The following is a 15,901-nucleotide window of genomic DNA, read 5'->3' on the forward strand; positions in this document are numbered from 1 at the left end:
ATGCCAAGCGAACGCGCGCGAAGAATACCCCTATTTCCGTTAAAGAGCATTCAATCGAATATCTCCTTGGCGTTCTCTCTCCTCATCCTTGCGGCAATCGTGCTGACGAGCTTAATTAGCTATCAGCTGTCGGTCGATGCGGTTGAACGAAATTCCAAGGGGTACATCGAAGAAATCATCAAACAAGTGAACACGAATATTCAGTCCTACGTGGATAACATGGAGAACATTTCCTTGCTCGCATTGACGAACAAGGACGTGAAGTACTACATATCCGACAATTCGTACATCAGCGCCGAGGATCGCCGGATCTACGAGAAACGTATATCCGACCTCTTCCAAGCGATCTTATACACGCGCAATGACATCGCTTCGATTATGGTTTTTGGCTACAATGGGCGTTTCGTTTCCGACAGACGCATTACGAACTTGAATCCCAATATGAAGCTGTCCGATCAAAGCTGGTTCCAGATGGCCAAGAGCGAGGGCGGCAAATCCGTCATCTCCTCGCCCCATGTGCAGAACATTATCCAGAACGAATACCGCTGGGTCGTTTCTTTGAGCCGGGAGCTCAAAAGCACAGACGGCATTACGGCGGAGGGCGTCTTCCTCGTCGATCTGAACCTCAGCATCATCAATGATATCTGCAAAAATATCGACTTAGGCAAGAAAGGCTACCTCTTCATCGTCGATAATAGCGGCAACATTGTCTATCATCCTCAGCAACAGTTAATAGACAGTAAATTGCGGACGGAGAGAATCGCCGACGTCATCAAGGCATCCAGCGGCAGCTCCTTCGTCGTGAATGACGGTGAAGGCAAGCGGATTTATTCCGTGCAGGATACGAATTTCGGGTGGAAAATCGCCGGCGTTGCCTACACGGACGATCTTATTGCGAGCAAGGACGACTTAAGAAACTCGATTCTCCTCTATTCCTTGTGCGGACTGGCTATCTCCCTGCTTATCTCGGTTTGGCTCTCGCATCGTTTATCGAAACCGATCAAAGTGCTGCAATCCGATATGAAGCAAGTGGAGAAAGGCAACTTCGACATTCAGACGGAAATCGGGCAAATGAACGAGATCGGACAGCTCGGCCGTTCCTTTAATATGATGGTCAGTCGAACCAAGTCGCTCATGGAAGAGACGATTCATAATCAAGAGAGCAAGAGGAAGAGCGAGCTGCTGCTGCTGCAATCGCAGATCAATCCCCATTTCTTGTACAACACCTTGGATTCCATCGTATGGATGGCGGAGCAGAAGCAGCATGAAGAGGTCGTACTGATGACTTCGGCATTAGCGAAGCTATTCCGTGCCAGTATCACGAAGGATCAGGAGCTGGTACCGATTCGCGTGGAGATCGAGCATATCACGAACTACTTGCTCATTCAGAAGATGCGGTATGAGGAGCTCGAATATGAAATTCAGATGGATGAATCGATTCTGGACTTCAAAACGTTGAAGATCTTGCTTCAGCCTTTAATCGAGAATGCGATCTATCATGGCATACGCAATAAATACGGCATTAATGACGGCATCATTACCATTCGCGGCTGGCAGACGGAGGATAAGATCATCTTCGAGGTCGAGGATAACGGCTTCGGTATGACGCCGGAGCAAGCCGAACGCCTGCTGATCCCTGTCGAAGGGGAAACCCGCAATCAAGGCATTGGGATCAGGAACGTCAACGAGCGGATTAAGCTGTATTTCGGCTATGAATACGGCATCCAAATTCGCAGTGAAATCGAAGTCGGCACCTGCGTTTCGATTTCGATCCCGAAACTCGGTTAAAGGGAGAATACTATGTTTAGGCAGAGATTTACGATAGGGCTGGCCCTTGTATTATTCATTGCAGCGGTTTATTCGATTTTCTACTTTAAGCTGTTTAGCGTGACGAGCCATCATGAGAAGAGCATTACGGTCGTCCTGAAGTCCTTAAACGTTCGTTCGGATTTCTGGCAGGCGGTCAGTGCGGGATCGGCGGCGGCGGCTAAAGAGAACGGGCTCACTCTTAACGTCCAAGGCCCGCTGCAAGAAGGCGACGCGGAGGAGCAAATTCACGTGCTGGAAGAGGCCATCGGGCAGAAGCCGCAAGCGATCGTAGTGGCACCTTATGCGGATGACCGCATGCCTGCCTTATTCAAACAAATCCGTGAAGAAGGCATTAAATTGGTCGTGATCGATACTCCGCTTGAGATGAAATCCGCCCCCGTCGTCGTGTCTGACAATCATGTAGAGGCCGGGCGGTTAGCGGGAGAAACGGCAATTAATGTGACCAAGAGGAATCCCGTCATCGCGATCATAAGCGATCATGCGGATGCCACTATCTCGAAGGAGCGGCTGGAGGGTTTGAAGCATGCCCTTGAGCGCTATAAGAACAGCATTGTCGGTGTTTATTATGGCGAGCAATCCGAAGATAAAGCCTACGACATTGCCAAGAAGCTGCTGGACGATGGTCAGTCCTTCAATACCTTCATTACGATGAACGAATCCGCGACCATCGGCGTAGCCAAATTGTTAAAGGAACAGAACATAGCCGGTGCAATCAAGCTGATCGGCTTCGACAGCTCCTTCTACGAAATTCAGCTGCTGGAGGAAGGCGTCTTGAATGCGGTCATCGCGCAGAAGCCGTTTAATATGGGCTATCTCGGCGTGAAGCGAGCTTTAAGCCTGATCGAAGGCTCGAATACGGCTCCCGTTACCTACATCGAATCGAATGTAATCAATCGCAAAAACATGTATTTGCCTGAGAATCAGAAGCTGCTGTTTCCATTCATTGAGAACAAATAATTCCTAGGAGAAGGGTGTGAGCCGCATATGACCGTCTTCTTCCGTCCAGTCCGTCAGCATTGGAAGGCAACCGTTTCCGTAATGTTCCTATCCGTCATCCTGTCCTCCTGTATGTCATCGGGCGAAGAGCCGACTCCTCCCGACAAGGAGGATAGAGCGCTTATTCGGTTTGTGGCCGCTGAATACAGTACGGAAACGAAGCCGTTCCTGGAGAAGCTCGTGAAAGATTTTGAAATGAAAAACCCGCTGATCGACGTCGAGCTGCAGGTCGCGAACTGGGACATTCTTGATGGCATCTACACGACGATGATTAGCAAAAACCAACCGCCTGATCTACTAAATACGAATGTATACGCTCATTTTGCCCAGGATGGCCTGCTCAATGATATGGGTACGATTATATCGAAGGAGCTTGCCGATAGACTCTACCCGAATTTAGTCGCGATGGATCGGATGAACGGCACGCAGTTCGCCTTGCCGTACGTAGCCTCGACGCGGAATCTGTACTACAACAAGGAACTGCTGGAGAAGGCCGGGATTAAGTCTCCTCCTACCACATGGTCTGAATTAGAGAAAGCGGCGCACAAGATCAAAGCTGCAGGCGCTGCAGATGGTTTCGGCGTTGATTTGACCGACAATGAGACCCAAGCATATCTCTCCTATTTCTTCTACGGAGCCGGGGGCTCTTGGACCAAGGACGGCAAATGGACGATTAATTCCCCTGCGAATATCGCGGGATTGACGTACTTGAAGCAGTTGTTCGATAAAGGGTTAACCGATCCCGAGCCGACCGTTACGACGCGTGACGAGAAGCAGCGGATTCTGGGCGGAGGCGGACTTGCCATGCTCATCTCGGGCAACTACTTCACTTCCGTTGTACCGAAGGAATTTCCCGCGCTCAAGTGGGACAAAGGCCCAATCCCCGTGAAAGACGGGCAGCCTCCGATTACGTTCGCCGTGCAGGACGTGCTCATCTCCTTTAAGACGGATCATACGAACAAAGAAGCGTTGTCCAAGTTTATGGATTTCCTGTACGACGATTCGGCCTATGGCGATATGATCAAGCGCGAAGGCCTCCTCCCTGTTACGAGTACGGTAGGCAGCCGGATGTCCATACAAGATAATGTCATGAAAGGCAATCTCGATGCGCTGAGCAAAGCGATGTTTTATCCGGTTGGAGAACCCGCTTGGCAAGCGGTCCTCGATTACGCCCGCAAGATGGGCGATGCCGTCCTCTACGAGCACCTTACTCCCAAAGACGCCTTGGACAAGCTGCAGCAATTCGCCGAAACGAAGAGCGGCCGGTAACGCAGCAAAATAAGAAAAGAAGAAAACAAAGAATTCGTGGAAGATATTCGATAGAGACTTAAGCCCTCCCACCTTATGATGAGAACAAGCGCTGGAGTTCACTTGTGAACGACCTAAGGAAGCGTAAATCATCATTATTGGGAGGGTTTGCTTTTATGACCATGAACAAAAAAATGGCTGCAATCGGTCTTGCCAGCATTCTGGCTGCCGTATCACTAACAGGATGCGGTTCCAAGAATAACAACGAGGCTGCGGGCACGACAACCGAAAATACGACGGCCAATGCCTCGGAGAACACAACAGCAACCAATACCACTAACACCTCCACGGATACAACCGCTAAATTAACCGGCGATTTCGAAATTCAATATTTCGTTGGCGGATACGGCGACAAATGGTGGAAACAAGTTATCAGCGATTTCCAAGCCGCTAACCCGGATCTGAAAATCAAACAATCCGGCGGTCCGCAAATCAATGAGCAAATGAAACCGCGTTGGATCGGAGGCAACCCGCCTGATTTCGTGTACATCGACGGCGCCGGCTTGAATGACCGCCAAATGGTTGAAGATGGCCAGCTTGAAGATTTGACCGACTGGCTGAAGGATGCCAAGAACATCGACGGCGATCTCATCACCGATATTCTGGCACAGCCCGCGCAGCAGTTCGACGGCAAAGTATACAACATTCCACTCGTACTTAACTCATGGGGCGTGTTCTGGAACAAAGCCTTGTTCAAAGAAAAAGGCTGGACGGAGCCTACAGACTTCCAATCCTTCCTGGACACAAGCGACAAAATCAAAGCGGCCGGCATCAATCCATTTATCCACACAGGTAAATATCCGTACTACATCAACGGATCGATTCTGTACCCGGCCATCGTTTCGGCGAATAATAATGATTTCACCATCCTTCAAGACATGGCAGCGAACAAAGTAGAAGCTTTCGAAAGCCCTGCCGTACTTACGGCTTTGAACAAAATCGTAGAGCTGCGCGACAAAGGCTTCATCGATCCGGCGTCGATTCAAATCAACCACACCGATTCGCAAATGCTCTTCCTGCAAAACAAGGATGCGTTTATCCCGAACGGCCTATGGCTGCCTAACGAAATGTCCAAAGACATTCCGGATGGCTTCGACTTCGGCTTCATTCCTTCCGTAACGCAAGATGCAGGCGGCAAAGTAGTAGCGAATACTTCTACATCGACAGTAGCCATCGCTAAAGATGCGAAGAACAAAGATGCAGCGAAAGCATTCCTGCAATTCATCTTCTCTAAAGCGCAAGCTTCCCAGTGGGCAGAGCTGAGCGGCGCACCTTCCAACATCAAAGGCGATATCAGCGCTTCCAACGCTCCGAACTTCGTTAAAGATGCTGCGAAATACCTAACAGATCCAAATACAGTTGTTATCCCGACGATCACTTACAACGCGGACGTGGATAAAGCGATGATGGATGCAACGGATGCCCTTACAATCAGCAAAATCACCCCTGAAGAGTGGGTCAAACGTGTAACTGACGCAGTGAAAAAAGTAAGTAAATAATAAGCCTTCAGAGGCTTAACGCGGAGGGTGATCGGGGCAGCCGCCTCGATCCTTCTCTGCGAATTTACTCGGAGGGATGGCAGGCACTATGACTCATAGAACGGCTAAGTGGCAGCGTAATGTATTTATCGCAACCTTCATTATCCCTACTCTATTGTTCTTTGGGGTATTTACGATTTATCCGGTTGCGCAAGGATTGTATTTCTCGTTCTTCGACTGGTCCGGCATGTCGCAGCATAAAACGTTTATCGGCTTGGATAATTTCAAGGAATTGTTTCACGATCCCATTGTATGGAGAGCGATTGGCAACGATTATTTTCTGGTAGTGGGCAAGGTTATCGGCATTATGACGATCGCCACCTTTTTCGCTGTTGCGCTTACCCGGTTCGGCTTTAGACTGTCAGGGTTCTTCCGTTCGATTTTCTTCATTCCGAATGTTATTTCCGTCGTCGTTATCGGCGTATTGTGGAACTTCATATATAATCCGCAAATCGGGTTCCTGAACGCGTTTCTGTCGCTATTCACGAAAGAACAGGTTACGATCACCTGGCTTGGATTTACGAATCACACGATTTGGATGCTGCTGCCTCCGGCGATTTGGGCCGGTATCGGATTTTATATGATTCTCCTGATCGCCGCGATCCAGAGCATTCCGGACTCCTATTACGAAGCCGCCAGCTTAGAAGGAGCGGGTCAATGGGGGCAATTCCGCAACATTACCCTTCCGCTCGTTTGGGAGCAAATTAAAGTGTCGACGCTCAATATCATGATGACGACGCTTAACGGCTCTTTCGTGATCGTGTGGATCATGACCGAGGGCGGTCCGGATAACAGCACGCAGGTTATGGGCTCCTATTTATACCAAATGGCATTCCGCCAATATCATTTCGGCTATGGTGCTTCGATCGGATTTATCATCTTGATCTTGTCGTTGATTACGACAATCGTACTTCAGCGGTTAATGCGTCATGAGACCGTCGAGATGAGTTAAGGAGGGCTTCGAGATGATTGTAGGTTTAAGAAATCCAGTCGCTAAACTATTCTTCTATGGAATCCTGGTCGTATGGGGCATTTCGGTCTTATACCCGCTGTTTTGGACACTCCTGGACGCTTTGAAAAATAACGAGCAATTCTTCCGCAACGCGCCGTGGGCCTTACCGGAATTCCCGCTTCTGTGGTCCAATTTCTCCTATGTATGGAGCAATTACAACTTCGGCACCTATTTCATCAACTCGCTTGTGGTCACAGCGGGTTCTACGGGGCTCGGCCTTATCTTATCGGCTATGACGGCATACGTGCTGGCAAGATACAAGTTCAGAGGCAGCAACATGCTGTATCTGCTCTACATTTCGTCGATGATGATTCCGTTCGTGCTGGCTCTAATTCCATTGTTCTTCCTAATGAATTCGATGCACTTGATCAACACGAAGCTCGGATTGATCGTCGTCTATGCCTCAAGCTTGCTGGCTTTCGGAATCTTCGTGCTCGTCGGTTTCTTTAAATCATTGCCGAAGGAACTGGAGGAAGCGGCTATCGTCGACGGTACTTCTTATTTCGGCACGTTCTTCCGGGTCATGCTGCCGTTGTCGCAGCCGGGGTTAATCACCCTGGCGATCATTAATGTCTTGAACATCTGGAACGAATATATCGTAGGGACGATCCTCGTAAATGATCCCCTGCAATATACATTGCCGGTTGAGATTGGCGTCATGCGAGCGGAAATGCAGTATCGTACCGAGTGGGGTCCCTTATTCGCCGCTTTGCTCATTACGATCGTACCTGTTCTGTTCATGTACATCATCTTCCAACGTCGAATCGCGAGCGGCATTACCGCTGGCGCCGTTAAATAAAAAAAAGGGCTTCCCATCGTCATCATGAATGACTTGTGGGAGAGCCCTTTTTTTCGCTTTCGCTGGACGGATTCCGTTATACTTGTAATAAATGGATAGTGGCGAATCGATTATCGATTAATTCAAGGAGGCAGAGATGATAACAAGAACCATCGATGGCGTTTCCTTCGGATTGAAAGAAGATTTTGACTTTGATTTTCTTTGCGAATACGGCAAGGTCTTTGCCGTATTCGATAAGCAGGATTCGGGATACCTGTGCTTTGGCGTTCAGAGCGAGAACGAGAACGAGAACAAGAGCAAGAGCGAGAACGAGAGCAAGAGCGAGAACAGGAAGCTGTTCTTGAAAATGGCCGGTGCTGCCACATTAGAGAGTAATGTCAGTCCGGAAGCAGCCATCGCTCGACTTCGGTCCACCATAGTTGTTTATGAGGATTTACGTCATCCGGTGCTCATTGATATGATCGCGCACAAGGAAATTCCCGGTGGCTATCTGACGGTCTATGAGTGGTTCGAAGGCGAGTGTATGGGCAGACAATATCAGTCTCATGATAAATTCTTAGCTTTGCCGATTGAAGAGAAGTTGGCGATCTACAGAGACCTCTTGCTATTTCACATTCATACCAACAATTGCGGTTATATCGCCTTAGATTTCTACGATGGCAGTATCATGTATGACTTCCGCACGCAACGGACCATGGTTTGCGACATTGAAGTGTACAGCAAGAGACCCGTAGTCAATACGATGGGGCGAATGTGGGGATCCAGTCGGTACATGTCTCCGGAAGAATTCCAGCTAGGCGCCGAGATTGATGAACGCTCCAATGTTTTCGTAATGGGGGCCACCGCATTTCAGTTGATGGGCGGCGGTATGGACCGTTCTATCGCTAAATGGCAAGCTTCCGAGAAGCAGTACCTCGCAGCTCTACGCGCGGTTAGCGCGGAGAAAGACGATCGGTATCCAACCATCGCTGACTACTACGAGGTTTGGACGAACGCTTAGCGAATGTGCGGTAACTGGTACCTCTCTTGGTGGCTGCTCTCTCGCTTTCCCACCAAGTGCGGTAACCAGTACCTCTCTTAAAGCTACTTTCCCGCTTTCCCGTCAGTGTGCGGTAACCAGTACCTCTCTTTACGGCTACTCGCTCGCTTTCCCGCCAATGTGCGGTAACCAGTGCCTCTCTTGCAGCTTCTCCCTCGCTTTCCCGCCAGTGTGCGGTAACCAGTACCTCTCTTGCAGCTACTTTCCCCCTTTCCCGCCACTGTGCGGTAACCAGTACCTCTCTTGCGGACAGCTTCTAATCACTCTCTAAACGACAAAGAAATGTTGCCCTGGAGGCAACATTTCTTTGTCGCATATTCCGCTGGGCGAACCCATCTTAGAAATCGAAGTTGTCCGGGTCCGGGCCAATGCGAAGGTTCTGGTTCAGCTGGTCAATGCGAGCCACCTCACCGCTCGAGAGCTCAAAATCAAACAGCGACGCATTCTCGATGATGCGATGTTCCTTCGTTGACTTCGGAATCGTCACAATGCCATGCTGCAGATCCCAACGCAGGATGACTTGAGCAATCGATTTGTTATGAGCGTCGGCGATTTCTTTTAACACAGGATGCTCCAGCAGTTGGCCTTGCATTAACGGAGACCACGCTTCGATTCGAATGCCATGCTCCGCGCAGAATCGTCTTAGCTCCTGCTGCGACAATTGCGGGTGGAGCTCTACCTGGTTCACCATTGGTGTAACCGTCGCATCTTTCATCACATCTTCAAGATGATGGATTTGGAAATTGCTCACGCCAATCGCTCGTACTCGGCCCTCTTTGTAGAGCGTTTCGAGTGCCCGCCAAGCTTCTTTGTATTTACCTTTCACCGGCCAATGGATGAGATACAGATCGAGATAATCGAGGCCTAGTTTTGCTAAGCTAGTCTCATAAGCAGCCAGCGCAGCCTCGTAGCCCAAGTCGGCATTCCACACCTTCGACGTCACGAACAGCTCATCCCTGGCGATCCCGGACTCCGATATCGCTTCTTGAATGCCCTGCCCCACACTTTGCTCGTTCCCGTAAATGGCTGCTGTATCTACACTGCGATAGCCCTGTTTAATCGCTGTTTTGACAGCTTGGACAAGCTCATCCCCTTCCGCCACTTGAAATACGCCGAGGCCCAGCCAAGGCATCTTCACACCGTTGTGTAATGTTGTTGTATCCTGTACATGTTTCGAAATCATAAGAAAAACCTCCTGTATTTATGTTTAGTATGATGTAGATGTAGATGTAGTTGTAGTTGTAGACGAAGTAACAGATCCGGATTCCGATGCAGCACTTGCTTCGGCTCTCCGCTCCAAGACGCGCGCTCTCCCCGTTAAGATAACCGCTCCGAAGACCATCAATGCTCCAACCCATGCGGTATGAACAAGCCCGATAGAGTCCGTCACGACGCCGCCCATAAAGGCGCCAATCGCAATGCCCGCATTAAACGCGGCAATATTAACAGCAGACGCGACATCAACCGCTTTGGGCGCATAACGTTCAGCCAAAAGCACGACATATACTTGTAGGCCCGGCACGTTCATGAAAGCCAGCAGCCCCATGAAGAAAATCGTAATCAGCGCCGCAATTTTAAACGGGACGGTGAACGTTAAGACGAGCAGCACGATGGATTGCAAAATAAACATAAAGAACAATGCAGACACCGGCTTGCGGTTGGCCGCCTTACCTCCAATAACGTTGCCGATCGCAATAGCCACGCCATATACGAGCAGAATGACCGCGATCGTCGTATCTTTAAATCCGGTTATATCGTGAAGCAACGGGGATAAATAAGTGAAGACGACAAAGGTGCCCCCGTATCCAATTGCGGTGATGGAGAATGCCAGCAGCAGCCGTCCATTCGTGACTAGCTTAAGCTGCTCGCGAAACGGCGTACGGCTCCCTTTGCGCATATTCGCAGGAATCAAGATCAAGTTGGCGATCAAGGCAATGATGCCGATCACGACGATCCCAATAAAGGCAGCCCGCCAGCCCCATTCTTGACCGATCAATGTCCCGAGCGGCACGCCTGTAACGGTCGCCACGGTAAGCCCGGAGAACATAATCGCAATAGCGCTCGCTCTGCGGTTCTCAGGTACGAGATCAGCCGCAATAGTGGAGCCGATCGACATGAAGATGCCGTGCGCGAAAGCAGAGACCACGCGAGCTGCGAGCAGAATGCCGATCCCGCCGGCCCCTGCCGCAAGACTGTTTCCCGCAATGAAGACAAGCATGATCCATAACAGCAAAGTTTTGCGCGGAATACCAGTCGTTAAGGTAGTCAATATTGGAGCTCCCAACGTTACTCCAAGCGCATATATAGTTACCGTTAAAGCGGATGTAGTCACAGATATGTTCAAGTCTTTCGAGACCAGAGGCAGCAGCCCCACGCTGATAAACTCCGTCGTCCCGATTGCGAAAGCGCTTATGGCAAGCGCAAGCAGGGCTAATGTACTTCTTTTCTTATCGAGTGGCAAGTGAGATGCCTTCTTTCGTTTGATATTCCCGGCCGGTAAGTGCTACTATAGGTGAAATAAGTTTGTATGAACAGTACGTACTTTAAAGTGATATAGGCACTTCTAAGTACTATACGCACTAAAAAGTGCCTATTAGGTTCGGGGAGGAACGGCCATTGCTCAAGAAGAAATACAACATCTCCGTGGAAGCGACGCTGGAGGTAATCGGCGGAAAATGGAAATGCGTCATCCTTTGTCATCTGACGCATGGCAAGAAACGAACGAGTGATTTCAGACGCCTCATGCCGGGCATCACGCAGAAGATGTTAACGCAGCAGCTCAGGGAATTAGAGCATGACGGCATCGTGAATCGGATCAGCTACAACCAGGTTCCGCCTAAAGTGGAATACGAGCTCAGCGACTATGGCTGGAGCTTGGAAGCCATCTTAAATGCACTGTGCAATTGGGGAGACACGCATATTATTAAAGAGTATGGCGATCGATCCGCTGTGCTGGAGGATAGCATTCTGAATAATAAAGACAGTCACATAGAAAGCCCCCTCGTATAGTTAGAATTCCAAATCAAGTTTTTGGAGTACACTTGCCAATCGCCAAGCTAGCCCAGTCAACTTTCCAAGCTTCCGGAGTCCTCGCCGCTCTAACGAATTGTAGAAGCCTTATTTTGTTTAAAATGGCACCTTCAAAATTCTAACGAATCATAGAGGTCTTATTTAGCAGAATGAAGCAGAAATGCTGGGGTTTTGGAACAAATAAGACCTGTACGATTCGTTAGAATTTCCAATACCTGCATTAGCTACGTGGAAGTGCTCCGGAGTTCGTTCGTTTTCCAAGCCAAACTGCAACAACGCGCACCGATTGAGTATCGATGCGCGTTGTTGCAGTTTGGTTTTTTTAATTGTCTTGCTTGACGAGGGCATGACCAATAGAGGAGCTTTCATTTTTATTTCAGCTCGACAGCTGCTTTGTAGTCCGGCTTATAGGTTGTTGCAAAGAATGCGTTAAGAATCGAAAATGGCAGTACACTCAAAGCAATAACAAGCGGCGTGATGGGCATCATAAACATGACGAAGATCAGCCAGCCTACCGGTACATAAAGCACCAAGATGCCGAAACCGAGCACGGACGATGCAACCATCCGTCCTATACGATGCCTATCCATCAGGGCGACAATCAACATGCCCAGTGTCGATAAGGCAAATACGTAACTCAGCTCAACGAACAAGAGTACGGTTCCGATTGTGAGCAGCAGTTGAATCGGCAGCAAGCCAGCCAGCGCTTCGGCAAGCGATTGACTCCGCATCCTGAAGTACATGACAGCAAAGATGATTAAGCTAAGTACAACGAACAGGCAGAGAAATACATCGTCATTATTCGTCCGTTTGCTCAGCCCCATCATCTGTGTCGCGAATAAGACGAGTCCCCAGCTCAGCAGTCCCATGCCCCCTATCATCCCGGCAAACCAGCCCGTGCCAATAAGGATTTGACGCAGCTGAACCCTGCCCTGCCGAAGCTGCATCAATAACCAGAATAAAGAAGCGAATACTGCCGATGCGGCTATGAAATAAGCGACTATATCAGTCATGACTACAAGATGGCCGGGCAAGAAAGTGAAGAAGACACTATCCCTCGTTGAACTGCCTGCCCCTCCAATCTGCTCATGCCCTGCGGCATACTCAGCCATTTCCATGGCAGTCTGCAAGAAGTTATAAGCCGTGCCGCGATCCAGATTTTCAACGTTATCCGTCATTCGGTGATAATGCTCCACGCCTTCTGCCACTGCGAAATTAAGCCCCGAATATCCCGCATCCATAAAGAAGGTCAAATCCGTGCCGTTGGGCATTTTGCGGTACAGCCCCGTTGTGAATGAGAACGCAATCGGATGAGAGCTTGCCGCTTGAAAATGCCGCAAAAGCCCATGGTTCGGCGCAGAGGTCTCAAACATGAGCAGGCCCCCGCGATCCCCGCGCGCATCGAAATTAATGGCAAGATCAATCTTACTCGTAAGCTCCGGATGCGACTTCACGAAAGCTTTTGCACCCAACGCGCTCTCCTCCTCCCCATCCGTAAACAGGAAGTAGAGATCATTCTTCAGCAGCTCGGGGCGGCTCCCTTGTTCGCGCATGACTTCCAACAGGGAACTTACGGAAACCATATCGTCGGCCGCACCGAGGGCCTTGTCCTCACTGTCGTAATGAGCCAGCATGAGGACGCCGCGGTCCGTGTCAGGCGCGTCCAGTTTCACCCAAATATTGCTCAAGGCCAGATCTTTCAATGGCGGTCCTTCTCTGTGAATAACTTCAACCGTTTTACTTCCCGGAGCAGGCTTCTTGTCTCCCGACGAAGATTTCTCCTTTTCAATTCGAACCTCTCTCGGCGGTCCATCCTGGGCCAGATGCTCCGCTTCCAAGTCGGCGGCCGTGTACACTTCCTCGTCTACGGTCGGTTCCAAGCCCATGTCTCGAATTTGCCCCAGTAGATGGGCTCGTACGGCTTCCAGCTCCTTGGAGCCGGATGGATGCGGCGCGACGGTCATGGCTGTCAAATTGGCAAGCATCCGTTGAAAAGCCGGATAATCCGCACCGGATTCCGATGGCGGTGACGGCGGCCGCATTTGCAGAAAACCGATCCAGAGCCCCGCGATAACTACGATAAGCATAATTACCATCGCTATTCGTTTATTCATACTTCCTCCCCCTGCAATTCATCTACAGCTATGATAGCTCAGAATCGGTTAAATTTTGGTAAAACGTTCAATGTTCGCGAGATGTCCGCCCGTTTTCCGATATTTGAGCGCAAACTATATTGACACTCGATATATCCGGGAGTATTATATCGCTATAAGATATATCGACTGGCGATATAAGTACGAAGGGAGTGAACCCTATGGTCAAAGATTCCTTGCCCCTTACAGAAGCCTTTTATTACATTCTTGTGGCGCTGCATATAGCGCCTTCCCACGGTTACGGAATTATGCAGGACGTCGAGAAGATGAGCGGCGGCCGGGTGAAGATCGGGGCGGGCACGCTCTATACGGCACTTAACACCTTGCTGAACAAAGGGCTCATTACGCCATTCCCCGCACCGGATGGCCTCGATCCAAGGCGGAAGATGTATGCCGTCACAGAGGACGGCAAGACAGCCGTAGCTGCCGAGATGCTTCGATTAGAAGAGCTTCTGAGAGCCGGACAGCTGGCTCAAATTTCATTCAAGGAGTGATCTGAGATGAAACCAAACACGGAGAAAAAGTATCGGTTGAACCTGAGCTGGGATTACGAGAATGAGGAAAAGTGGATGAACGAGCAATCCGCTCGCGGCCTGCATCTCCGGAAACCCGGTTTCTTGAGCAGTACCTTCGTTCGAGATGAGACCGTAAGATATACCTATTGCCTGGACTATCAAGCGGGTCTGACGAAGAAGAACGGCAAGCTCCAGGAATATATTGAGCTGTACCGGGATGCGGGCTGGGAGTACATGACCTCCTACGGAGGAATTTGGCACTATTTTCGCAGAGAGTGGGAGCCCGGAGAGATGCCTCGTCTATACTCCGACCGCGATTCGCTTGCCGCGCATTATAAGCAAATTCAGCGTGCAATGGGCTTGATGCTGCTCCTGAATTTTGGATTATGTACGATGAATATGGTGAACCTGCTGCCTCGCAGCGATCAGTTCTGGGGCATAATCATTCCTTTAGCGGTCATGTATATCTTCCTCTTCGCCTTGCTGCTGGTTGGCTACTTGAAGATGAGAAACAAGATCAATAAACTTACGAAATAGAAATAGACAAAGACAAAGAGACTGAAAGCGCCCTGTTACTCAGGACGTCTCAGCCTCTTTTTGACTTCTATGATTAGTTGATTTCGTAGATTTTGAACAGCTCATCGAGCATCAGGTTTGCTGCAATGACACCGCCCGCTGTATTCCAGATCGCATCGCTCACGCGAGTCGTCTTCTTGTTCTTCACGACGTTCAGGCTCTGCCACAGCGGATCCTTCAGCATTTCCTCTTCCATCGCCGAACCTTTGCCGTCACCGGTCTCGTAAGTGAAGTAGAACAACCGATCCGCATCTACCTCCGGAAGACGTTCCTTCGTGATTTCTTCTACGAATGTATCCTTGTAGTTCTTCTGATTATCAGGACGGGTAATGCCAAGCTTGGAGAACGCGAGTCCCGTAAAGGTATCATCCAGATAAATACGCGTTTTGCCTGCCATGAAGCGCACGACAGAGACTTTCTCGTTCAGCTTGTCGCCTGCCTTCGCTTTGAAATCAGCAGCGCGGTCATCGTAGGCTTGGATGATTTTCTCGCCTTCGGCTTTTTTGCCCAGCGCATCCGCATACAGCATGAAGTTCGACTGCCATGCTCCGCGAAGCGTTTCCGAGAAGATCGTCGGTGCGATTGCATTCAGCTGATCGAATACTTTCTCTTGGCGCAGCTTGTTGCCGATGATCAGATCCGGTTTCAGGCTGGCAATCAGCTCCACGTTCGGCTGGCTTTCTTCGCCAACTACCGTGACGCCTTCCATGTCTGCTTTGATATGCTCGTACCACGGATCGCCTGTCCATGATTTAACAGCGCCAACGGGCTTCACGCCCAGTGCCAGCAAAGCTTCTGTTCCTTCGTTCGTCAATACCACGATACGCTGCGGAGTCCCTTTAATCGTGGCCTCTCCCATTGCATGCGTGATCTTATGTTCTTCCGAATTCGCTGCCGGCGAATTCGATGCATTACCCGTGTTATTGCCAGCATTATTGCCGGAATCGGACTGCCCGCAAGCGGACAAGATGAGTGCGAAAGTAAGCAACAGAACAGAGACGGACCACATGTGCTTCTTCTTCAAAACGGATATCATTACGCAAATAACTTCCTTTCGTATTTGAAAATGATTATCAATGCTTTCACAGATAGCAACTATAGCAGG

The 15,901-nt window shown here is 49.8% G+C and carries 14 protein-coding genes; 10 read left to right on the plus strand and 4 right to left on the minus strand.

What is annotated here, in order from left to right; translation table 11 throughout:
- The 7 genes from I8J30_RS27495 to I8J30_RS27525 all read left to right on the plus strand — a co-directional run bounded on the left by I8J30_RS27495 (position 1) and on the right by I8J30_RS27525 (position 8,483).
- Positions 1–1,788 (plus strand): cache domain-containing sensor histidine kinase, encoded by a 1,788-nt coding sequence (locus tag I8J30_RS27495; protein WP_210663643.1) that lies wholly within the window; start codon positions 1–3, stop codon positions 1,786–1,788.
- Positions 1,789–1,800: 12 nt separating this feature from the next.
- Positions 1,801–2,787 (plus strand): substrate-binding domain-containing protein, encoded by a 987-nt coding sequence (locus I8J30_RS27500; protein ID WP_210663645.1) that lies wholly within the window; start codon positions 1,801–1,803, stop codon positions 2,785–2,787.
- 27 nt (positions 2,788–2,814) lie between these two features.
- Positions 2,815–4,095 carry an extracellular solute-binding protein gene (locus I8J30_RS27505; protein ID WP_210663647.1) on the plus strand — a complete coding sequence of 427 codons (1,281 nt, stop codon included), beginning with the start codon at positions 2,815–2,817 and terminating at the stop codon, positions 4,093–4,095.
- 155 nt (positions 4,096–4,250) lie between these two features.
- Positions 4,251–5,633, plus strand: coding sequence for an ABC transporter substrate-binding protein (locus tag I8J30_RS27510; protein ID WP_210663648.1), 1,383 nt, complete (start codon positions 4,251–4,253; stop codon positions 5,631–5,633).
- 88 nt (positions 5,634–5,721) lie between these two features.
- Positions 5,722–6,624: a carbohydrate ABC transporter permease gene (locus I8J30_RS27515; protein WP_210663650.1), complete on the plus strand. Its 903-nt coding sequence runs from the start codon at positions 5,722–5,724 to the stop codon at positions 6,622–6,624.
- A gap of 13 nt (positions 6,625–6,637) precedes the next feature.
- Positions 6,638–7,483, plus strand: a complete 846-nt coding sequence (locus I8J30_RS27520) for a carbohydrate ABC transporter permease (protein ID WP_210663652.1) — start codon at positions 6,638–6,640, stop codon at positions 7,481–7,483.
- Positions 7,484–7,619: 136 nt separating this feature from the next.
- The gene (locus tag I8J30_RS27525; protein ID WP_210663654.1) at positions 7,620–8,483 is read left to right on the plus strand and encodes a protein kinase family protein; all 864 of its coding nucleotides are present in this window, start codon (positions 7,620–7,622) and stop codon (positions 8,481–8,483) included.
- A 376-nt stretch (positions 8,484–8,859) separates the two neighbouring features.
- Here the strand turns inward: I8J30_RS27525 and I8J30_RS27530 are convergent, their stop codons facing one another.
- On the minus strand, positions 8,860–9,705 hold the full coding sequence (locus tag I8J30_RS27530) for an aldo/keto reductase (protein ID WP_240548431.1): 846 nt from the start codon (positions 9,703–9,705) through the stop codon (positions 8,860–8,862).
- Between the two features lie 24 nt (positions 9,706–9,729).
- Positions 9,730–10,983 (minus strand): MFS transporter, encoded by a 1,254-nt coding sequence (locus tag I8J30_RS27535; protein WP_210663656.1) that lies wholly within the window; start codon positions 10,981–10,983, stop codon positions 9,730–9,732.
- Positions 10,984–11,138: 155 nt separating this feature from the next.
- On the opposite strand from I8J30_RS27535, the gene I8J30_RS27540 reads away from it, so the two are divergent.
- Positions 11,139–11,531 carry a winged helix-turn-helix transcriptional regulator gene (locus tag I8J30_RS27540; RefSeq protein WP_210663658.1) on the plus strand — a complete coding sequence of 131 codons (393 nt, stop codon included), beginning with the start codon at positions 11,139–11,141 and terminating at the stop codon, positions 11,529–11,531.
- Positions 11,532–11,923: 392 nt separating this feature from the next.
- Here the strand turns inward: I8J30_RS27540 and I8J30_RS27545 are convergent, their stop codons facing one another.
- The gene (locus I8J30_RS27545; RefSeq protein WP_210663660.1) at positions 11,924–13,666 is read right to left on the minus strand and encodes a M28 family peptidase; all 1,743 of its coding nucleotides are present in this window, start codon (positions 13,664–13,666) and stop codon (positions 11,924–11,926) included.
- 200 nt (positions 13,667–13,866) lie between these two features.
- Here I8J30_RS27545 and I8J30_RS27550 point away from each other — a divergent pair, with 200 nt between their 5' ends.
- The gene (locus I8J30_RS27550) at positions 13,867–14,199 is read left to right on the plus strand and encodes a PadR family transcriptional regulator (protein ID WP_210663662.1); all 333 of its coding nucleotides are present in this window, start codon (positions 13,867–13,869) and stop codon (positions 14,197–14,199) included.
- Positions 14,200–14,205: 6 nt separating this feature from the next.
- Positions 14,206–14,757, plus strand: coding sequence for a DUF2812 domain-containing protein (locus tag I8J30_RS27555; protein WP_210663664.1), 552 nt, complete (start codon positions 14,206–14,208; stop codon positions 14,755–14,757).
- 73 nt (positions 14,758–14,830) lie between these two features.
- Here the strand turns inward: I8J30_RS27555 and I8J30_RS27560 are convergent, their stop codons facing one another.
- The gene (locus I8J30_RS27560; protein ID WP_210663666.1) at positions 14,831–15,832 is read right to left on the minus strand and encodes an ABC transporter substrate-binding protein; all 1,002 of its coding nucleotides are present in this window, start codon (positions 15,830–15,832) and stop codon (positions 14,831–14,833) included.
- Positions 15,833–15,901: the final 69 nt, after the last annotated feature.

Origin of the sequence: Paenibacillus lignilyticus (assembly GCF_017942085.1) — a bacterium.
Lineage (GTDB): Bacteria > Bacillota > Bacilli > Paenibacillales > Paenibacillaceae > Paenibacillus_Z > Paenibacillus_Z lignilyticus.